The sequence below is a fragment of the Vescimonas sanitatis genome (assembly GCF_049060325.1).
Lineage (GTDB): Bacteria > Bacillota > Clostridia > Oscillospirales > Oscillospiraceae > Vescimonas > Vescimonas sanitatis.
Genome location: NZ_JBMGPW010000014.1, coordinates 1 through 20,523 on the forward strand (window position 1 = coordinate 1; position 20,523 = coordinate 20,523).

Genomic DNA, 20,523 nt, shown 5'->3' on the forward strand with positions numbered 1-20,523 from the left:
CCCCGCATTGGTTAACAACTCCAGGGCACGCTGTGCAGTTGCGTCTAATTCAATCAGTTTCATAGGCCCTCCTTATATTTTGTGGTGTCAGACGGTTGTCTGCATGTCCACATTATATAAAATGAGGCCCGCTTTGTTATTCCGAAGTTTTTGCGGAGAATCCTTGTTTTACAAGACTCTATGCAATGACTTCGGAATAACTATTTTCTCGGCATAATCTTGGCACGGGCTGCCTCCGCAGATAATATCCACAGGCGGCAGATACGCGCCGCTCAGCTTTGTAATGTCCCCCATCTGCTCCATGCGGGGAAAACGGATCTTTGATACCAGTATGGGGAACGGTTCGATCTCGCTGGCCCAGATCGGCTCGATGCCATACCGCACCGAAGCCAGAGGAAAGCCGGAGATTCCATCGAACAGGCTCCCCATCGTAAGTTTCCGTGTTGGCTGAGTCATTTTATATACACCTCTTTACTTGATCGCCGCGGCGATGGTTCTTGTCACATTCACCGCGGACTGCGCCGTATACACGGCGCTCGTAATATTGGCCTTTGTTGTGGTGTCCAGACCGAAGCTGCCGGCAATGCGGGGCACTTCACCGGCGGAGAGCATGAGCCCCACGCCCATCAGTGCGTGATCCTTGAACACCATAAGCCCCGCAACGAGGATGGTGGACTGGAGGAAGGCCGTCAGGCACAAGCCGATGACCTGCCGCATCCAGCCCATAAAGCCGTCCAAATAGCCCCGTGGGACACTGAACATATAAAGACTGCCCACCGCAATTTGAATGAGTAAAATGCCCCCGCGTTTCAGATTGGCGAAAAACACCTTCAGCACCGCGTAGCCCATGAGGATCACGCAAAAGAGAAGCATGATGGGGCTGGTGATGATGCCAAGGCCGAAGTGGGAGCTGTTCACCACATCTGCAAGTGTCTGTATCTCGCTGAGTTCGGTGATGATGTCCTGTCCCACCTCACCAATGCTCCGTCCATAGCCGGTAAGCCCCGCGGAAAAGGTACCCTGCAGCGACACGGATAGGGCGTAGAGCCGGACGGGGACAACGGTAAACAGGCTCACCGCCAGAAAGCCCTTGATGATATTCATCCCGCACTGCTGGAGATTCCCCCTGCCGGTGGAGTATTCAATGCCGCACTCAAAGGCGCAGACTACCACGCTGACGGTAAACAGCGCCCACGCAAGGCGGGAGAAAAAGAGAATGATGGCGCTGACCCATTCCAGCTCGAACAGCTCCACGCCCATATTGCCCATGAGGGCAAAGAAGTTGCCGAGAAAGCCTATGGCCTGCCCATAGATCCAGTCCATGAGCTGATCCAGGACTGTCGCGGCGACAAAATCCCAAATAAATATCTTCGTTCACCTCCAGAGACGCAACAAGGCCGCCGCCCTTTCGGGCGACGGCCTTGTCGCGATAATTGGTATTATGATTTGTGGGAAAAGTTCTCGTATAGGGGGATGCCATCCCGCTTGATTTTACGCTCCATTGTCACGCCTTGTGCGCGGCGGAAGAATGTATCGGCACGGTATACGAGTATATCCAAAGACATGGTTTGCAGCGGCAGGAGCGCACGGCGGATCGCCTTGACCGCATCCACCGGACGCATGGAATTTTCCGGGATAATGACGCACAAATCGTAGTCACTATCATCGGTTGGCGTACCATAAGCACGGGAGCCAAAGAGATAAATCGCCTCGGCTTTGACTGTCTCCGTGATAACCCGGCACACCGGCTCCAATTCTTTTTGCAAGGATTCCGTCTTTGCTAAATACTCGTTTTCTGTCGACATATTCATCATCCCAAAACAGTGATCACTTCAAAAGACGGGGATAGTCTGTCGTGCCATTGACGATCGCATAAATGTAAACGGTGTCGCCAATCACTTTGTAGACCGCCACATAGGTTTTTGTCAAAACCAGTTTTCGGTATCCGTTTGCGGCAAGGATCGGGTCCGGATGCGTTTGCCCCATCAGCGGGAAATCCCGCAGACGGTTTATGGTCGTTTTCATCGTGCTGTAGATTTTTCGCGCGTAGGGAGTTCCTGCCTCCGTAATGTGATACTTTACGATCTCCTCGAAGTCGTGTTGAGCAAGTGGAAGATAGACCAGTTTACTTTTCGTAGGCACGGAACAGCTCCTCCATTCTTTCGTCAAGCTCCTCCGGCGTGCAGACAGGCTCTCCGCTCAGTCTGCTGAGTTCCGCAGCATAAATTTTGTCGCGGTGTCGGAACATTTTTTCCCGCTCCTCGTATGCTGCCATGCTCATATAAACACCATCATCTTCACCCTTATTCGTGATGAAGATCGGTTCACCGGATGCCTTTGCCAGCTCAGAGATCTGCGTGTACTCATTCCGCAGGGCGGAGGATGGTCTGATTTGCATAGAAAGCCCTCCTTGTATCAATTTCTTGATAGTATTATATCAAGATAACACTTTTTATGCAAGCCTATCTTTGTGAGGTGTAAAAGGTGACTTTATAGGCCTACATCATTCGCCGGCAAAGCAACCATTGTGTCTTATTCGTTGCCTCTGGCAGGAGAGTCCGGATTTGATTTTTGAATTTCTTCTTCACAAATTAGATCCCAATGATATTCCAGATGTATTTCGGCGCAATCAAGCTGAAAATCAGGCAGGCAAAGAGAATGGCGGGGCCGGTCCATTCAAACTGGCCTCGCTGTCGGTAGTCAAAGTACGCGCCGCCAAGTTTCACGAAGAATGCGATGGCGAGGATCATATCCAGCGCAGGGAACACCACCTTCTCCACCACGCTCTTGATCTGCTTGGCCGCCTCCGTCCATGTCTGCTCCACCGCTCCCGCAACATCCCCGCCCGCAGCGAGCGCCGAGGTGCAGCAGAGAAAGGTCAGAAGCAAAAGCGTCAATGTCAGAATAATCATTTTTCTGTATTTCAAGAAATCTCAACCTCCTTAAAATGGGGATGCCGCCCCTTGCGGAGCGGCATCCGTTGTTAGTCCTTAATAGCCGGTGCGAGGCAGGGGCTTGCTGGGGGCATAGACACGGGTGACCCAGCGGGAGGTCGCCATGATCCACTGCCCGTTGTAGACTCCGCCCGCATCCGACGTGTTGACGAACTGCGTACCACCGGTGAGCTTTGAAAGCACCTTGCAATCTACGCGGGGCGCTTCTACCTGACGGAAGTTTGAAGGTACGATGCCGAACGCCGCCATGAACTCCGTCACATACTCATTGGAAGCAAGTCCCAGCGCCGCAGGAGAGGCATCCAAGACATAGTTTTTGGATGTGCTCAGGTTATCCGCCAGCGTGCGCCAGGTATCGCCGCTGAGATTGGTTTTGTACACGATCTTATAATTTCCAGGGGTATTCCATGTGCCGGTGTAGATGGTCTGAAGCCGAACCGCCTTGACGGGCAAAGTGTCTCTCCAATAAAAAGACTCCAGCGCCGTGGTGGAATTGTTGGCGATGCCGGTGAAATTGTAGCGGACGAGCTGCCCCGGCATGACCTCCACATAGCCGGTTTTCTTGATGGAAACGTTGGTAGACAGGCTCTTGTTGGTCATGCTTGCCTTGACGATCTGACCGGCGTACTCGATCTCCACCTCAATGGGTGTCTTATCCAGCCCGTAAAATTCCGCCGCCTTGGATTCCACGATCTTATACCGCGCCAGCGGCAAAGGCTTGCTCACCGCCAAGCCGTTTTTGTCCGTCTTAATGGTATCCACCAGACGGTTGGTGCGGGCGTTGTAGATCTCAAAGACGGTGTTGGGAATGGGCGTCCCGGCAGGCCAGCCATTCATGGCGTTGTAGTCCGCGCTGACCTTCGTCACTTGGATCTGGCCGGTGATGGGCGTATTCTTCCACTCGATTTCTGTGGTTTCGCCGGACTTTACATACACGGTCTTTTTCTGCGTGTCGGGAATATATCCCTCATTTTCCAATTCACGCAGATAAAAACGGCCAGTGGTCAGATTTTCAAAACGGACATAACCGCGGTCATCGCTTGTCTCCTGCGAGATAGGATTGTTGCCGCTGTCGTAGAGAATGAAGGAAACGCCGTAGATGCCCTCGCCGGTGGCCGAATCGACCTTGTGGATCAGGATACCGGAGATGGCTTTGTTGGTCACCGTTTTGGTTGTGGTTTTGCCATCTTCCACGGCGAAATAGATGGGGGTATTGTCCAGCTGGAAGCCCTTGCCCGCCTCGGTTTCCACGGCATAGTAGCTGCCGCTTTCCAGCGGCACATACACGCGGCCGTCCGTTCCGGTGGTGACGGTGTCCACCAGACCGCCATCGCTGACACGGCGGATCTCGAAGGTGGTGTTGGGGATGCGCTGGGTCTTGTCCGCCGCATTCACTTTCACCAGCTCCAGCCCGCCGATGGGAGTATTATAAAAATAGAGGGACTGCGTGTCGTTGGGGGTGACCACCACGGTCTGCGTGCGCGTATTCTCGTCGATGGTGTAACCGGAGATAGATTTTTCCTCTGTCACCACCAGTGTGCCGGTGACGCCCTTGAGAATGATCTGCCCGTTTTCGTCGGTATAGTACAGACCGTTGGAGCTGATTTTTCCGTTTTCGTCGGGGACGAACTCGCCGGTAGCCGTAGTGATTTTGAAGGTAACGCCCTCCAGCGGCGTCTTGCGGTCCAGAGAGGACAGCTTGTTGATGATGAGCGCGCCCTGTCGCTCATTCCAGAAGGTCATGCGCTGGGGAGACTGGCTCTGGTCGATCTTGATGCTCTGCGGTGTCCCGTCCAACACGAATCCATCCACAGATTTGACCTCTTTTGCGGTAACAGTCATGCCGTCGGTCAGACCCTCAATGACGATCTGGCCTGCAGCGTCGGTGGTATAGTAGCCGTTGTTGGGGCCGACTACCGCGCCGGAGGAGTCTGTCACAAGAAACTGTACCCCGGCAAGCGGTTCATTTTTCGTGCCGGAAATGTATTTCTGGAGAATCAATGTTGTAGTGGGTTTGTTGTAAAAGGTCAGCGTCTGCGTGTCGTTGGGATTAACCACGACAGTCTGGGTGCGGCTGGCTTCGTCGATTGTGTAGCCGGGAATCGTCTTGGTTTCCGTTGCTACCACGGTGCCAACGATACCGGAAATTCTGATCTCACCGGATTTGTTGGTGTAATAAATGCCGTTGCTGGACAGTTCGCCGTTGGCGTCCGGGACAAAGCTGCCATCCGCATAGGTGATCTTAAACTCGACACCCTCCAGCGGCTCCCCGTTGGGGCCGGAGCTGACCTTGCGGATGATGAGATTACCGGCAGGCTGGTTCAGAAACTGCAGATGCGCCGTTTCGCCGCTCTTGATGAGCGCGTGCTGGGGGCTGTCATCCAACAGGTAGCCCGTTTTTGCCCGGACTTCACGGGCGATGACCGTCATGCCGGGTTCCAGACCATCCACCAGAATTTCGCCCGCGGCATTGGTGGTGAAGCGGCCGTTGTCATTGCCGAGATAATGGCCGCTGCTGTCGGTCAAAAGGAACTCTACGCCGGAGAGCGGTTCGTGCTTACTGTCATTGCTCAGCTTTGTAATGAGCAGGCTGCCGAGCGGCGCATTGCCAAAGCGGAGCGTCACCACATCCTGATCCTCGCCGGAGATCCACACCGTCTGGGGTTCGCGGTCGATGATGTGATTTCCGTCGCTCTCAATCTCCTGGCAGATATAAGTGCCTTTTTCGAGGTTTGTCACGGTGAACGCTCCGTTGGGTCCGGTCAGATAGGTCCCGATGACTGTACCGCCAGTACCGGAAGCGCCGCCGCCTAAATATCTCAGTTCAAATCGGCAGCCCTCCAGTCCTTTTCCGGTCTTTGCATCGTACTTATACACAACAAGGGCACTGTGAGGAACATTGTCCACGGTCACGGTCTTAGAGGTATTGGCTTCCAGATAGAACTCGGTGACCCCGCTGCCCTGAATGCCGAAGCCCTTGGGAGCGGACTCCTCTACCAGTTTGTACCAGCCACGGTTTACATCGGTGATGGTGATTTTACCGTCGGAGGCCGTTGTGAACACACCGAGGTCGTTGATCTCGCCGGTGGTGGTATTATCCGAGCCATAATAGATATGGAATTTGGCATTGGAGAGAGGATCACCGGTGACGCTGTTTCGCTTCAGGATCGTCAGGGAGGGTTTGACCGCGTTGAAGAAGGTCACCGTTCTGGTGCAGCCTGCTTCCAGATGTACCTCCTGCGGGATCTCAGAGAGAATGACATTGGAAGGCACATTTTTCTCCGTGATGCGATAGCTGCCCACGGGGATGGAATCGAGGAAGATGCGCCCCGCGCTGTCCGTCGTGGCGCTGGTGGAGTAGCTGCCGTCGATCTGCTCAATGAGATAGGTCACGCCCTCGATAGGCTCTCCGGTGGCAATGTTTTTCTTCAAAATTTCGAGTCCCGGCTTTTCATAGTCAACGAAGATGACTTCGGAGGTCTTGCCGGGGCGCAGCGCTACGGTCTGCTCGGTGTGAGACACTACATAAGGCTCCGGCACGGATTCCTCCCGGACGACATACACATCAGCGGGGATGTCTGAAAGGGTTGCCGAACCGTCCGAGCCGGTGGTGACGGAGGTAGAATAGCTGCCGGTCACGGATTTAATGGACAGCACCGTACCGGGGATCGGTGTGCCGGTCTGCGCATCGGTCTTGATGATCTTCATGCTGGGCAGTTCATAGTTCGTAGCGGTAACGGTATACTGCTTGTCTCCATCCGTGGTGTCCACATAGACGCTGAGTGGGGTGGAATCTGCGCAGTAGCCTGCCGGAGCTTCCACTTCTACAAAAGACCATAAGCCTTTCGTCACGTTATTGACTTCGATAATGCCGCCGTTTTTGGTCACATCGCTGCCGACGATCTGACCGTCACGGTAGATGTTGAATTTTGCACCGTCCAGCCCGCGGGTCGTTCCAGCAGCCACCTTTCGCAAGGTAATGTCCGCATCGCCGGCAGGAGGCGTGGGCTTATCCGGCACGGGAGCATCATTCACCACCAGTTTGCGGGGCGCATAGTAATTGAAGAAGCTCTGGCGTCCCTTGACGCTGGACTTTGCCCACACCGCCCATTTTGCGGCTTCATCCTCAACGACAGACGCAATGATGCCTTTGGCGGCGTACTCCTCAATCTGCTTCTGGAACTCCGCATCCTCCTTGGCTTTTTCTTTCAACATCCAGTCGGTGTAGCCCAAGTACATTTCATAGGTATCAGCGTTGGCGTAGCCGCCGCCATCGATGTCACCATCGCCTTCGCCCTTGAAAGACTGGTGATCCCATACATAGGTCTGCGCGGCCATGAACAGGCTGCCGGGGATGTCACCCTTATAGTCCACGATATAGGTCATCATCCACTTGAAGTTTTCAAGCTGCTGGGCGTCCAGCTCACCCATGCCGCTCTGCGCCAGCGCCGTTTTCAGGACAGCGTCTGCGTCCGCGCCGGTGGCAGAGGTATAGGTGTAAGAGTTGAGGAACGATGCCGTACCCCAGCGATAGCCATAGCCGCGATCCATGCAGTAGAGCATTTTGCCTGCCGCCATCGGCGGCTTATAGCTGTACGGCGTACCGTCATGGAGAAGCCGCGTTGTCCAGTAGTTTGTGTTGCTGGTGGGCTTGATGCCGGTTCCGGTGCTGGAAGCGGCAAGTGCAGAAGTCGGAAGCAGCGTCAATAATGTCATAATGACAAGAAACGCCGACATGATCCTTGTTCTAAGTGTTTTCAAGGTTGGTTCCTCCTTATTGTCATTTAGAGATAATGAAGAAGCAGACCGGTTTTTCTCGGTCTGCTTCACGTTGATGTTGTTTGATTTTACTTGGCTGCCGGAGTATCTACCCAACTTATGGAGTAGCCATTCCATAGGAAGAGCTGGACGCAGTACCAGCACGCCTCGCCGCTGTCATTGACTCCTCTTGAAAGTCCCACGCCGGTTTCGGCGTAATTCTTTTCGAGGAGATTGTCCCGGTGTCCACCGGAGAGGTTCCATGACCACACGGCGGCCTCGGATACCGATTTACCCTGCAGCGCCCAATCTGCGATGCGGTGGATATTCTCTCCTACATACGGGCAATCGGTAACAGAGGTGTTTCGTCGTCCATCCGGTCTGGTATGAGAGTAGACACTGCTGGAGGCCATCTCGTCGGCCCGGACCTGCGCCGCCTGCATGAGCTTGTCGTTGACGCGCAGCGCGGCAGCACCATTTTCGCGCCGCAGCGCATTGGTGCGGTCAATGATGTCCTGCTTTGCAGCGGCAACGTCTGTCTGCGCAGGCTGCTCTACAGGCTTTGTCGTAGTGGACTTTACCGGTGCTTCACCAGTGTAAGGCTTGTCCGACTCGACCTGCACGCATTTGCTATCGCTGTCCCAGTAGATATTGAAGCCGACCGCTCTGCCGATGTCGCGCAGCATAACATAGTTATTTCCGTTGATGTTGTACGCCGTCAGGCGGACTTCCTGCCCGTCTACAAGGATGCGGTTGGTGGAAAGCGTCGCTTTCAGCGATTCCACCGCCTGCGCCGCAGGAGCACTCAACGAAAGCCCCAGCACAAGGCCGCAGAGGACGAGTCCGGTATTCTTCGCTCTGTTCATTGTTCTGCCTCCATTCTAAATGTGTGTGGAAATCCTTCTCGCAGCTTCACCATATCACAGGCGATGGGCAGAAGTCGAACAGAACCGATCTGGCAAAACGGAGAAAAATCAAGCCTTCACTGCGGTGACGCACCAGCGCTGGTCGCGCTGATTGCGAACGCAGGTGTAAAGCGTCAGCAGGTTTTCACTTGCGTCCGCAAGACCGCTGCGGTCTGTCTCGCTGACCTTGCTGACGTCCGTCACCTTATAGGTGCGCGTCCCCAGCTTGGTCGTCAGGGTGATCTTGTCCCCGATGTTCAGCGTGTGGATCTGCCCGAAGTAGCTGTTGGCGCCGCGGTTGTGGGCGGCGAGGCAGACATTGCCCTCCCAGATGGAGGTATCTTCAAAATGCCCAACGCCTTTGGCAAGCGTCTTGCTATCCGTTCCCTGATAGATCCTCACGCTCAGACCCAGCGTGGGGATCTCGATCTTGCCGAGGGAACCGTTTATGTAGTAGAGCTCACTCGTCACATCTGTGAACAGCACAGCGGGCTGATAGCCGTTGCCGCTGCTCACCGTACTCCCTGGGGTAACCACATCGCCGTTGCCGCTGATCACGGCGCCAGCCGTGGGAAGGGTGCGCGGCGCAAGATTCGGCGTCAGGTATTCGCCGGTATGCAGCGCATTCATGCTCTCCGAGCCAAAGACGGGCGGAATGAGCGCTGCGTTCTTGCTCACATCTTCGTTGCGCATGGCGCCGCCATCCGCCGTGTGAATGACATCGATGGAGGTATTCCTGCCGAAGTCGTAATCGTCCGGCGCATCGATACTGTATTCCAGCGCATACGCCGGAGCCGCCAGAGCTGCTGTCATGCAAAGGCTCAGGCAAAGGGTGATGATCTTTTTCATTCTTCTGTCTCCTCCTCATCTGCATTTTCTCTTTTGCGTTTTACCAGCAGCGCGCCGCCGACGCCCGCGCCTGCCGCGGCCACGACTCCGATGGGGATGAGCACATAGGACCAGCGGAGCGAGGACATTGCGCCGGCGGTTTTTGCAGGCTCTGCGGGCTGGATAGGCACGCCTTCGAAAATGGCAACATAGCGAACGCGATTTAATGCGATGCGGCTCACCGTGCCGGTATAGTCCGCCGTGACGGTGTAACCCTTGACGTAGCTGCTGGTGGTGCTGCCGGTGTAGGTGGCGACGGCGGTATAGCGGTCTGCCACGGCATAACCGTCCATGTTGGCGGTATTGTCGGTCTGCCACTGAATGTCGGAGAGCGTCAGGTTTTTGCCGCCGTCCTCAATGCTCTTGGGGATGTACTGTGTATCCTGCTCGGCAAGATTGGGATAGCTGCGCTTGACGGAAAGCTGCTTTGTAGAACTGCCATAGCCAGACGGCTCGACCTGCACGGTGTCAAGTCGGAGTGTCAGGGTTCCCATAAGCCCATCGTCCGTGATGAACTCACGCTCCTGCGGCAGCAGCGCCAGCACGGATTCCATATCCTTTTTGGCGCTCTCGATAGAAACATGCTCCGTATGCTGGCGGCTCTCGTTTTCCGGAAGCTCCTGCTTCAGAAGATCCGTCAGGGTGTACTGAAAGCCGTCCTGCCGAAAGTCCGAGCGGGGAATGCCCGCAGGATCGTCTTCCGGACTCAGATCATAGATTTTCTTCAGTTCTGTGCCATCGTCGTTTCGGACGATGGAGGTGGGATAGCAGACCTTGGCGTCCGGTACCGCGGGTTCAAAGTCCGCCGCCAGCGCAGTGGGCGTCAGTGCCAAAGTCAGGCACAACGCCGCAGCGCAGAGAGATAGCATTCGTTTCATTTTGTGTTCCTCTTTTCTTTATTTTTATAGTGATTTTTCGTCTGTTCCAGCAGAAGGTCATATTCCCAAGGCTCCAGCTCTAAGGAGAGGTAGGCACCGTCTTTCGACATACCGTCTACCCGGTAGCGCAACACCAGAGGAAGCTGCCTCTGCTTTTTCACATCCTGGGGTGAGAGCCAACCAGCGCCTTCTACAAAAACAGTGCGAATGGCGGAATCATAGTTTCCTTCATAGCCCTGCCAGAGAAGCGCCTCCCGCAGCTCTTCCCGCAGCTTTCTGCGATGGGGAACGGGAACCAAACGCTCCGGCTCCAACAGGAAACGGGGATGCAGGACTTCTAAGCAAACGTCCAGCGCATTTTTCAAAGCAGCATTCTTTTTCGTCAAGCCGCTGCGCCGGTAATCTGCCGCCAGAACGTCCTCACCCTGGGCATCGCCAAGGAAAAGGCGTACACAGCGGATGAGTTCATAAGCGTGGGCGTCATCCGCCATGCCAAGCACGCGGACCCCGTCCATAGGGAGCGTCCGGTAATGGGTAATGGCCTCCGCCAGTGCGGAGAACTGTCTCACATCCCAGCCGGGTCTTCCGGGGCGGAGATCGTCCACGGTGTAATAGGTCATGCACATTCAGACATCCTCCTCACTTCATATTCATGCCGCCCATAGTGGGGGCATTGGTCTGCTCCTGTGCGTTCAGCTCTGCCAGCTTCGGCTTTGCCCATTCCGGAAGAAACTTGTCATCCAGTACGCCAATGAAATCCTCCCGGTTCCATCTGGCTGTTTCTCCGTCCGAGAGGCAGGTGGCAAAGACTGCTCGACCACTGGAATGAGGCGCGCATCCAAAGCCGCTCCGAGCATACAGAAGTTGGTAATCCTGCCCCCAATACTGCTCCTGCAGTGCCTCCGGCGACAGCACCAGCACCTTGCCGGTGAAGTCCTGCTCCGCGCGGTCACCGACGCAATGCTCCGCGCCGAACAGATTCAGCGCCTGCACTGCCTTGCGGTAGAAAGTGACGAAGCCATCCAGCACAGCCGGATGGCTTCGGACAACAAAGTCGCTGTTGTGGTTGATGTCTTTGGGGATGCAGGCGCACTCCACCCACTGCTTGTTGGCATGGCCGAAGCGCCCGTCCCACTTGAGTTCGTGCAAAGTGTTGGCAAGCACCCACGCGGTGCGCTTGTAGCCGTATTCGTCCAGCACCGGCGTGATGCAGTTCTTCTCCAGATGCATTCCGTCGAAATTCTGACGGATGGTGTCCTCGATGGCGTTGCGGCAGGCGATGTTCGCCTTGTGGCTCTCCCGCCAGAGGGAAAGCTCGTTCCGATCTCTCGCCTCGGCAGAGGAATAGGGGTAGAGATAGGTGTCATTCATTCTGAGATCTCCTCCTTTTCCAGCAGGCGGCATACGCCCTCCATCCGCACACCGGAATCCTCCAGCATGGTGCGGACATCATCGTCCAGATCGTCGATGAGCACATCTGCGGCGGTTTTCTCCGCTGCCTGCACGATGACTCTGCCCTCCTCTACAAAGGACTCCAGCGCGGCAGTGGGCGAGATCCCCGCCTCCGCCAGCTGGCAGGGCGGAATTTCAAGGCCGGAGCAGTGAGGTTCGTGTTCACAGGTGCCGCACGCCGTTTCCGTCATTCCGGTCTCCATTGCCATCTGGCTTCGCTCCGCCAGACGGGAAATCAGCTGCGGTGCAACGGCGGAGATGAGAGAAATGGTTTTCAGCAGCTCCGCCACGGTGGGGTCTCCCGGCAGCAGCAGAATGCAGCCGCTGTCGGTATGCAGGATCAGGTCGCTGACGCCTGCAAGGCCGGAGAGCTGCAAAGCGGCGCGAGGGATGGAAAGAGTTTTATTGTTAGGATCATGGTTCAAATTGAATTTCATGCTGTTTTCCTCCTTGGTGGATATTTTGGAATATGGACCAGCTTCAGCTCCCATTCGCCCAGAGGCTCGTCGAATAGGTTTAGCTGGTGGGTCATATAGGGACGCGGATCGTAGTTGGTGATGATAAGTTCGCCGAAGGACGAGCCCTTTTTCTGAGACAGCGGGTTGCTGCGCTGGAAAGATAAAATATACCAATCCTGATAGAGCTTGCGGATAAAGGGGCAGTCGTTGTAGGACAGTACCACATAACTGTCACGGTCAGTTAGTACCTGCCAGAGCCGGACATGGAATCTGCGGAAACGTCCCAGCTTCCCAGCGACTCGGTAGAGCCGCTCTGTTTTGACATAGGGCGGATCGGCATAGATAAGACTGCCTTTTTTATCTCGTTCCCGAATGAGCTGCAAGGCGTTTTTGTTCTCCAGCGGCACGTCCTTCAGTCGTGCGGACACTGGCGGAAACATTTTTAGAAGATGTTCCACATCCATTCCTTTAACGCCGAAAGATGTGACGGTTGCGCTGAAGCTGCCGCGGATGGCAAGGTAATACGCTGCCGCCCGCTTTACATCGTAAAGCGCCAGCCGTTCCTGAAAGATGGGGAGCAGTTCTCCTGCCTGTTCCTCCGTAAAACAGGAGCGGTCTCCCAGACACTCGATCTCCGCCTGCACATTTTGAAAGTAGACCTCCTTATGGGCAACAAAGTCGCGATAATACTCGAAGAGCTTGCGGCCGTGAATGGGCAGGAATTTCAGCTCCCGCAGCAAAACATTGGAGCATTCTTTGATGCAAGAGAACAGGTTCACCAGCTCGGCATCCAAGTCGTTATAAATGTCCAATCGGTTTGGGTCCGGCGGCAAAGCCAGCAGCACGGCGCCACTGCCGCCGAACGGCTCCACATACTGCTTCAGCTTGGGCGGGAAAAGCTGCAGGATGTAGGGTGCGATCTTCTCCTTGCCACCGATCCAGGGAAAGGGCGGCTTAGCCATGTCCGACCTCCTTTTCTTCCTGATTGCACCTTATCCCGTCAGCACGGTTTTCCTGTTCAAAACGAAACTTCCTGCAATGTGCCAACAGTTGTTCATCGCGCATGTTTTCTCCTTTCCGGGGTGATTTCCCGAAAAGAAGATAAAAAAAGAAGGGGCCGATCCCCTTTCGGAAAATCGGCCCCTAAAATGATTTTTAATGGCTTCTGCGTGTCAAGATGGTATTACTTCATTTTCATCTCCATTTCCTGGGATTGTTGGACAGGTGACAGCATGGGCTGATAGTCCGCGCGATGCAGCAGGCCGTAGGGTGAAAGCACTGCATTGTCCTCCTTGATGATGTCGCAGCCGTAGGCGTAGAGGTTTACATGGGAAATCAGCAATTCCACCGAGTGGTCATCCGTCATGAAGTGAAGCTGGTCTACGGCTGTTTCCTGCGGGGAGCTCAGCTCCGGCGTGAGGATATAATCGTCCAGATGCTCTGCCAGAAGGATAGCTGTCCCGATGTCCTGCACCTCGAACTGCTCCAGCAATGCTTTCAGCTTTGGGAGCTGCACCTGCCGGACAGGGATATCCTTCACTGCTTTGGCAAACTCGTTGAAGGCTTCTATCTCCATGGGCAGGTCGGCAAATATGGCTGCGTTGGGGATGATGCCATCATAGTCAAGCACAACGGTATTTTCCCATTGCAGCGTACCCAGCCGCTCCTGCGCATCCTCCAGTTCTTTCTCCGAGGCGGGAAGCTCCAGCGTCACCGTGCGCTCATCGCCAATGTCGGGATGCAGTCCAAGCGTGAGTCGGAAGAGGTATTCCGGCTTTTCCGGCAGTTCCTTTGGGCAGGGTGGCACGGTTGTTAGCTCACCGTCCTGCAGTACATACAGGCTGCCCACAAAAACGCCGTTCTCGCCGCACCGCATCATTCTTCCGATGCCGGCGAAGTCCAGCATCTCGAATACCTCGTCGGATATGCCGTCCAGATCGGGGATGAATCCGTTTTCCGCGTAGAAGCGGCCAAGCTGGGCGTCATCCGCGGCCTCCACCACATGATAGCAGTCGGTTTTTGCGCTGACCGCCAGATCCCGCAGATCCTGCAGCGTGATGACGCCACCGTTGGTATCGACTTTATGCTGCACCTCCATGCGCAGGAAACCGTCAAAGGCGACCTTCTGTATCTCGTCCAGCGCCGACAGAAGTGCGGCGAGATCATTAAGCTCGTTGAGGCTGATTTCTAACCCGTCCAAATGGGGCGCAAGATACGCAAAGGCATAGTAGTCTTCAATCTCCATGTACAGGATGTCATCTGTCTGAAGGCGTACCTTGTCCAGTGCGTCCCACAGCACCCACGGGGAGGCGGGCAAGTCCAGCTTTGCGTATGCATCGCTGTTAGGATTGCCCTCCTTTGCCAGATAAACGGCAAACACCTTCTTAGCCAAACTTCATCCCTCCCATCTTTTGCTCATAGTAACCGGGGTCTGCGCCAGGGACGCCCCAGCCGAACATGGAACCCGTTTTCATGGCTTCCTCCTGCGCAGGGGTAACGCCCAGCCGCTCGTTGTTATAGTCCGCTATCTCGCGGTTATGCGCAGGATCGTTTGTGTTCCAATCGCTGGGATAGTAGCCGCTCTCGCCGCGCTTGATGCAGATGAGCTCACCGGTGCCGGGGAGGGTGGAGAAGCACAGCTCCGGCAGACCCTCCGCCAGCTTGGGGGCGAACAATTCCTGCTCCGTTTGGATGTTCCACTCGTCCGAGTTCCAAAGGTGGACATACAATTCACTTCCGCCATCCACAAGGATATCCCGCTGCTCAAAGCCTTCGCCCCAGCCGTCCGAAGCCTGTCCGGTGAGGTATTCCTTTAAGGTTTCCAGCTCTGTGTCCGACAATTCCCCGGCGACACGGCATTCCGCCACGCCCCAGAGCTGGCGATCACGCTCCTCCGCGGCGAAGACGGCAGAGTGGACCTTGCGATTGACACTGTCGGCCTCATCATACCAATGCATGAGACCGCGCTCGGTTTCCTCCGGCATCCGGTTTTTCACCAGTGCCGCCATGATCTGATCCTGATAGCCGCGCAGCTCACTGCCCTCCAGCAATGTGCTGCTGTCGTCGAAATCGCCGTACTCGTTCCGCTCATAGAGATCAGCGGTCAGGGGCATATACAGCTTGAGGGTGGTCAGCTTGGGCGGCAGCACGGTGAAGCTGTCCTCGCCGGGGGCGAGCGGCAGCGTGCGGCCATTGTCCCACTTCATAAAAATTTGTCCTTTATCGTCCACGAAGTCCACCTCGCCCTCCGTGCCGGGAAGAATGGGATGATAAGGGTCCTCCATCGAATTAAGCCGGATGCGGGTGCCGGGGGGATACTGCTCCTTGATAAAATTCACCATTTTTCTGTCCATCACTTTATACCTCCCATTGTCATGCCCTGATCGGGCATTTTTTGATATTCCTCCAACTGACGGGGATTTTCCTCGCCATAAAGGTCAAAGACGATATCGTCCACCTGCTTGCGGACGCTGGGATCGTCGGCTAACACTTCGTAACGGAAGCCTGTGGTCGGGCGGTACGGCAATTCCTCTCGGACGCATTTGAGAAAGGCTTCGGCATCGGTAAACTCCTGTGTATCGCCATTGGCATAGGTAACGCGGCCCACCAGGGGCTTGTCCCGCGCCATGTTCTGCCGTTGGACAGCTAAATCGTAAGCGGTGAGGTAACCATTGTAATCTCCAGGGGACGGGTTGCAGCGCAGGCAGTAGCGGTAGCTCTCCGTTTCCACGATGTAGCCGTAGTTCTGTACATAGCCGCCGTCGATTTTCCCGCCGTGGTCATAGCAAAAACGCTCCATAGCGAAGCGGCTTTTCAGCACATCTTCACGGAGCTTACCAACGATCTGCTGCAACTCCGCTTTGAACGCGGGGCTGTTCAGTTCCTCCGGGCCACGGGGCCACCAGGTATGCCAGAACTCGTTTCCGTTGCGCCCGAAGTCCATGCGGACACAGCCGACAGCGCCAAGGCGCTTATTTTCTTCGGGGTGCTGGGCATAAAATAAGCCCGCCTCCTCCGGGCGGGCAGGTCGGATATGAAATTTCATGTTCTCTGCGGGATAGGGGAGCTGATGTGCTTCGCAGAACTCGCGGAGCGTCATGTCGCCTTCATCGAGAAAACCGAGCTCATCCCGCACATCCAGCCGCCCGGACTTAGGCATCGCCAGCTTTTCCGGCATCAGCACCGAGCCTGCGTGGTTGACCACAACATTTTCTTCCATGTAACACAGCTCGCCGGGATCATCGTCAGAGCCGCGAATGTCATAGCAGTACCAGCCCTTCGGCACGGTATCGCGGGCGATACGCCCGTTGGTGAACAGCGCGGGCTTATCAAATACTTCAATGTGCTGGAATTCCTCTGTTCTTGCGTTTACAGCCATTAGTCTTCCTTCCTTTCCTTTTTGGTAACGGCAAACATACTACACATCTGCTGCAAAGTCTACCGAAACATTTGCTGCCCCTGCCGCTGCTCCGGAAACGGCGGGTCCAAGCGGCGCAGCAAGCCGAACTCTGTTTTTGTCACGCAGTCGTTTTCCATGCAGTCCTGACCATATTTCTCAAAATCCATGTAGCCGTCCAGCTCATAGATGGCTTCATCATCCAGCCCCAGCGTTTCCTGCAATCGCTGCTGACCGTAACCGTAAGCACCCTCCGTGATGCGCTGGTAGTTGTCCAGATTTCGCAGCAGCTCACAGGCTCCGCGCAGCGTATCCGGCCGCTCGGCCTCCAGCACGGCGGCGTAGGTCAGGAGCATCCCGTCCTTTTGCCAGATGTCCTCCAAGGCTTCGGCAAAATCGTTGTAATCCTCCACGGCGGGGCAATCCGTATCACGGATCAGTTCCCCAATGTAAGGCACCTTGAAGCGAATATCACAGAGCATGGCATCCGCGAAAACATCAATATCAAGATAAGTCTTCACCGCATCGAGGTATTGCTCATCAGCGGGGAGGACAAGGGTGTAGTCTGGCTTTCCATTGACGCGCAGCGTCATGCGGAGCATTTCATCCCTGCTCTCATCCCGCCAAGGCTCTGCCGGCGAAAGGTAGCTGCGGTCGATTGCCATATCCGGTGTCAGCAAGCTGTGGGCGTTGGGGACAAAGGCACTGTACCGGGCATAGTTGTACCCCTGCGGGTCAACAAGGAAACCGTCCTTTCCCTCCGCATCGAGGATGAGCAGGCAGTGTCTGGTGTCACCATCGTGTCGGATGGCATTTTTGTTCTCTGCGATGAAATCATAGTCAGCCAGCAGTGCGCGGCTGAACTGCCGGAACCGCGGACTTGGCAGCTCGATGACCTTATCCACGACACAGGGGTCTGCCTCGCACCCGGTCTGCTTACACTTCAGTTCTGCTTGAATGATCATCGTGAAAGCCCTCCCAGCACCATGTGGTTGCTTTGACCACCGTTCATCACTTCTTCCATGCGAAAAAAGCCTTTGTAGGCAACATAGCCCCGGTCAGTGAACATTCCATCCTCCGCGTTCATGCGCTCCGTGCCATACTTTTCATAGTCATAAAAAGCGTCGAGATTTTCGTCATAGTCGAAATGACCGGACTGCTGGATCATGTACTTGCCGTACTCGGCGGGAGAGTGCGCGCCAGGGGCGAAGTCAAAGAGGTCGAGGTTTTCCGCAAGGTTTTTGATCTGTGCCGCGGACTTTGGCTCTGCCAGCGTGACCACGGCGCCCAGCTTTTCCATATCCGCTTTTGACAACCCATCCGTTGCCTCTGCCAGTTCATTGAGGTCGGAGAGGGTTTCGTACTCCATATCCAACAGGACATCCACCTCGTTGGGGAGTTGGCTGTCCTCCAGCCGCAGGCGGACATCGGCGGGATCTGTGATGCCCCCGCGAAGGAGGGCGCGGTCGATTTCCTCCTGCACCATGGGGAGGAACAGCCATGTGATGTGTTCTGTGTCCTCCGGCTCGGCTTTGGAGGTCACCGCAACGGTGATGGCATTCGGCTCATAGTAATAGCAGGGGAAGAACCGGCCATCGTAGACCTGCTCTAATTTCATACCGTTGTCGTAGACCACACCATAGGGCGTCACCGTGCCGCTGCCGCTTTCGATGAGCTGCCGTGCGGTTTCCTTGCCATCCAGTTTGTTCAGCTCATCCACACTTGCGCTGCCGCCGTGCAGGTTCATGTAATGGTCGCGGCCGATGGCGGCGAGGTCGGAAAAGTCAGTGATGACCGTGGCTTGCTGGCAGCAGAAGGTCAGGTTGATGAGATCCTTCAGTTCAAAAAGCTCCAGCTTGTGGGCCATGGCCTGAAACTGCGCGGCCTCGCCGGTGTCGAAGCTTTCCAGCCGTTTGGCGAGGTAATTCAGCTCCTCCACGTTGACCGTGAGCATTTCCGTGCGCTTGAGCACAGAGAAAAAACTATCAACCGCCACCACCTTGCAGTCGGCCTTGACCGCATCGCCGATCTCCAACGCCTTCAGCAGTTCCATGCAGTATGTGTACTGGTCATGCGGAATGGGGAACGGGATGGTCGCCACACCGTATTCCGGGTGGTTGGGATTACTCAAAACTGCGCTCATCATGATCATTGTCCTCCTTTTTTTCGTTGATCTCGTTCATTCGGCTCCGCAGGCAGGTTCCGTCCGCGCCCCAGCAGAGAAAACCGTGGCGGGGATAGGGGCAGTCCTTGCACTCCGGGGAATGGCTGCAAACAGGCTCCGGCAGCGGCTCCTGCTGAAAGCCGGGGATATGCGGAAGAATGAGTTTGAAGTGGATCGTGCCATGAATTTCCATCATCTTTTCCTCCTAAAATAAAAAATGCCGGACATTTCTGTCCGGCCCGCGTGGATACCTATTTCATTGTCATGCCGCTCTGTTCCGGCGCGTCTCGCTGCCGCAGAGCATCCGTGGGCAGCAGTCCGCCGACCTGCTCCATCAACTCCGCCAGTTCCCGATCCCGTCCAAATGAAAGGCTTTCGTCCTGCTCGCGGACGAACGCCAGCGCGCGGTAGATCTCCGCAAGCTGCTCCGGCTCAAAAAGGGCGTCTTTTTGAACAAGCCCGCCGCGCACGGTGAAGTCGCGTTTGGCGGCGTCATAGTCATCCTGGAAATAATGTCCGTGATGGACGCCTTTGCGGTCGAAGTCCCACTCCCAAGTCACGAATTGGACGCCGCGTTCGGTGGGGTGGCCCGCCAGCACTGCGTCACCGAAGTCCGCGAGGATACGGTAGTCACCGGTGAGATCGGTCGCCTTGAGCTGAGGTGCGTATTCCAGAATCGCCATGTATTCCAAAGTCATTTTAGCGGTGTCGATCACCACCTGCAAAGCGTCCTGCGCTCGGATACTGTCCACGTTCTCCTGGCGGTACAGCACGCTGCCCTTGCCGGTGATGCGGCAGAGGCGCCCTTTTTCCCAGCAGACGGGCAGGTGGTGATCCTCGATCGGTTCTACCGTAAAACCGTTCTGCCGCAGCCGAATGGCGGTTTCTTCAAGGAAACGGAGCTGTGCGGGTTCGTTCTGATCGTTCATTGTGAAGTCCTCCTCGTAAGCAAAAAAATAGGCCGGAACATCCTAAAAATGCTCCGGCCGGTTGATATATTAAGTTGTGAAATGAAAAAGGGCGCCTATTTGATGGCTTCGACGAAACCAACAAACAGACACCTGAAAGATCGTATGAAATTTTGAGGAAAAATCGCTCTATTCTGCGCCCGCAAAAAGGGCGCTTCTCAGGATTTTACCTTTGAATCTGTGAAAGGGGGAGTTCGAATCTCCCCAGTTACCAAAATAACGCGAAAATATCTTTTTTTCTGAGTGCGGAATTTGAAAGAAAAAAAGGTGGCAACCCTTTGGTATTCTAAGCGTTGCGCTTAAAATATCCGAATTGTTGCCACCTTATGGTACGCCCGACTGGATTCGAACCAGCGGCCTTTAGAGTCGGAGTTATCAGGCCGTCAAGTTGGAAAGCCTTGCGGCGCAAGGGATTGGTTGAGATTACACAAATTTCCGCCATTTTGAAGAAAAACCTCGGAAGCCTTGCAGGGCAGGGCTTCCGAGATTTTTCGCGGTAGTAGTCAAATAGCAGTCTGAGCACTTCACAGGTCATGCATCTCAGATGCAGCGGCTCCCGTTTTCAGCACACACAAACCGCATACTTCACACGATTCCCGTACTGTGTCGATTTGAGCAGTCCCAGTTTTTCAAACTTCAACACAAAGCTGCGGATCGTCGCGTAAGCGGCGTTCCCGAAGTCCTTTTCCAACTGCTTGGTGG

Annotated in this window: 20 protein-coding genes and 1 pseudogene; all 21 read right to left on the minus strand. The window is 55.3% G+C overall.

Annotated features, from left to right (window positions below):
* Positions 1 to 216: 216 nt before the first annotated feature.
* Positions 217 to 456, minus strand: a pseudogene (locus ACOMDU_RS13120) (DNA cytosine methyltransferase); the annotation flags it as partial.
* A gap of 15 nt (positions 457 to 471) precedes the next feature.
* Entirely contained in the window at positions 472 to 1,368 is an 897-nt protein-coding gene (locus ACOMDU_RS13125; RefSeq protein ID WP_418732161.1) for a conjugal transfer protein TrbL family protein, read from the minus strand.
* A 71-nt stretch (positions 1,369 to 1,439) separates the two neighbouring features.
* Complete coding sequence (locus tag ACOMDU_RS13130; RefSeq protein ID WP_187016331.1) at positions 1,440 to 1,805, minus strand: nucleotidyltransferase domain-containing protein; 366 nt, start codon at positions 1,803 to 1,805, stop codon at positions 1,440 to 1,442.
* Between the two features lie 22 nt (positions 1,806 to 1,827).
* The gene (locus ACOMDU_RS13135) at positions 1,828 to 2,142 is read right to left on the minus strand and encodes a type II toxin-antitoxin system RelE/ParE family toxin (RefSeq protein WP_421130619.1); all 315 of its coding nucleotides are present in this window, start codon (positions 2,140 to 2,142) and stop codon (positions 1,828 to 1,830) included.
* Entirely contained in the window at positions 2,126 to 2,398 is a 273-nt protein-coding gene (locus ACOMDU_RS13140; protein WP_118603933.1) for a type II toxin-antitoxin system Phd/YefM family antitoxin, read from the minus strand. Before ACOMDU_RS13140 ends, ACOMDU_RS13135 begins: the two co-directional genes overlap by 17 nt.
* A gap of 193 nt (positions 2,399 to 2,591) precedes the next feature.
* Positions 2,592 to 2,912, minus strand: coding sequence for a DUF3852 domain-containing protein (locus tag ACOMDU_RS13145; RefSeq protein WP_421130630.1), 321 nt, complete (start codon positions 2,910 to 2,912; stop codon positions 2,592 to 2,594).
* 78 nt (positions 2,913 to 2,990) lie between these two features.
* Complete coding sequence (locus tag ACOMDU_RS13150; protein ID WP_421130620.1) at positions 2,991 to 7,715, minus strand: SpaA isopeptide-forming pilin-related protein; 4,725 nt, start codon at positions 7,713 to 7,715, stop codon at positions 2,991 to 2,993.
* A gap of 86 nt (positions 7,716 to 7,801) precedes the next feature.
* On the minus strand, positions 7,802 to 8,578 hold the full coding sequence (locus ACOMDU_RS13155; protein ID WP_187016304.1) for a CAP domain-containing protein: 777 nt from the start codon (positions 8,576 to 8,578) through the stop codon (positions 7,802 to 7,804).
* Between the two features lie 108 nt (positions 8,579 to 8,686).
* Positions 8,687 to 9,466: a class D sortase gene (locus ACOMDU_RS13160; RefSeq protein ID WP_421130621.1), complete on the minus strand. Its 780-nt coding sequence runs from the start codon at positions 9,464 to 9,466 to the stop codon at positions 8,687 to 8,689.
* Complete coding sequence (locus tag ACOMDU_RS13165; RefSeq protein ID WP_418732790.1) at positions 9,463 to 10,383, minus strand: cell wall anchor protein; 921 nt, start codon at positions 10,381 to 10,383, stop codon at positions 9,463 to 9,465. The genes ACOMDU_RS13160 and ACOMDU_RS13165 overlap by 4 nt, the downstream gene beginning before the upstream one ends.
* Complete coding sequence (locus tag ACOMDU_RS13170; RefSeq protein ID WP_187016307.1) at positions 10,380 to 11,009, minus strand: hypothetical protein; 630 nt, start codon at positions 11,007 to 11,009, stop codon at positions 10,380 to 10,382. Before ACOMDU_RS13170 ends, ACOMDU_RS13165 begins: the two co-directional genes overlap by 4 nt.
* 13 nt (positions 11,010 to 11,022) lie before the next feature.
* A complete protein-coding gene (locus ACOMDU_RS13175) occupies positions 11,023 to 11,754 on the minus strand; it encodes a DUF3849 domain-containing protein (protein ID WP_421130622.1) in 732 nt (243 codons plus the stop codon).
* Positions 11,751 to 12,272, minus strand: coding sequence for a hypothetical protein (locus tag ACOMDU_RS13180; RefSeq protein WP_421130623.1), 522 nt, complete (start codon positions 12,270 to 12,272; stop codon positions 11,751 to 11,753). The genes ACOMDU_RS13175 and ACOMDU_RS13180 overlap by 4 nt, the downstream gene beginning before the upstream one ends.
* Entirely contained in the window at positions 12,269 to 13,255 is a 987-nt protein-coding gene (locus ACOMDU_RS13185; RefSeq protein ID WP_421130624.1) for a DNA adenine methylase, read from the minus strand. The genes ACOMDU_RS13180 and ACOMDU_RS13185 overlap by 4 nt, the downstream gene beginning before the upstream one ends.
* A 221-nt stretch (positions 13,256 to 13,476) precedes the next feature.
* A complete protein-coding gene (locus ACOMDU_RS13190) occupies positions 13,477 to 14,685 on the minus strand; it encodes a hypothetical protein (protein WP_421130625.1) in 1,209 nt (402 codons plus the stop codon).
* On the minus strand, positions 14,678 to 15,646 hold the full coding sequence (locus ACOMDU_RS13195) for a DUF4314 domain-containing protein (RefSeq protein ID WP_421130626.1): 969 nt from the start codon (positions 15,644 to 15,646) through the stop codon (positions 14,678 to 14,680). The genes ACOMDU_RS13190 and ACOMDU_RS13195 overlap by 8 nt, the downstream gene beginning before the upstream one ends.
* Positions 15,646 to 16,671, minus strand: a complete 1,026-nt coding sequence (locus ACOMDU_RS13200; protein ID WP_421130627.1) for an LPD28 domain-containing protein — start codon at positions 16,669 to 16,671, stop codon at positions 15,646 to 15,648. The genes ACOMDU_RS13195 and ACOMDU_RS13200 overlap by 1 nt, the downstream gene beginning before the upstream one ends.
* A 59-nt stretch (positions 16,672 to 16,730) precedes the next feature.
* Complete coding sequence (locus ACOMDU_RS13205) at positions 16,731 to 17,654, minus strand: DUF6329 domain-containing protein (RefSeq protein ID WP_421130628.1); 924 nt, start codon at positions 17,652 to 17,654, stop codon at positions 16,731 to 16,733.
* Positions 17,651 to 18,835: an antirestriction protein ArdA gene (locus tag ACOMDU_RS13210; RefSeq protein WP_421130629.1), complete on the minus strand. Its 1,185-nt coding sequence runs from the start codon at positions 18,833 to 18,835 to the stop codon at positions 17,651 to 17,653. The genes ACOMDU_RS13205 and ACOMDU_RS13210 overlap by 4 nt, the downstream gene beginning before the upstream one ends.
* Positions 18,813 to 19,049 (minus strand): hypothetical protein, encoded by a 237-nt coding sequence (locus ACOMDU_RS13215; RefSeq protein ID WP_187015903.1) that lies wholly within the window; start codon positions 19,047 to 19,049, stop codon positions 18,813 to 18,815. Before ACOMDU_RS13215 ends, ACOMDU_RS13210 begins: the two co-directional genes overlap by 23 nt.
* Positions 19,050 to 19,104: 55 nt before the next feature.
* A complete protein-coding gene (locus tag ACOMDU_RS13220) occupies positions 19,105 to 19,782 on the minus strand; it encodes a hypothetical protein (RefSeq protein ID WP_187015904.1) in 678 nt (225 codons plus the stop codon).
* Positions 19,783 to 20,523: the final 741 nt, after the last annotated feature.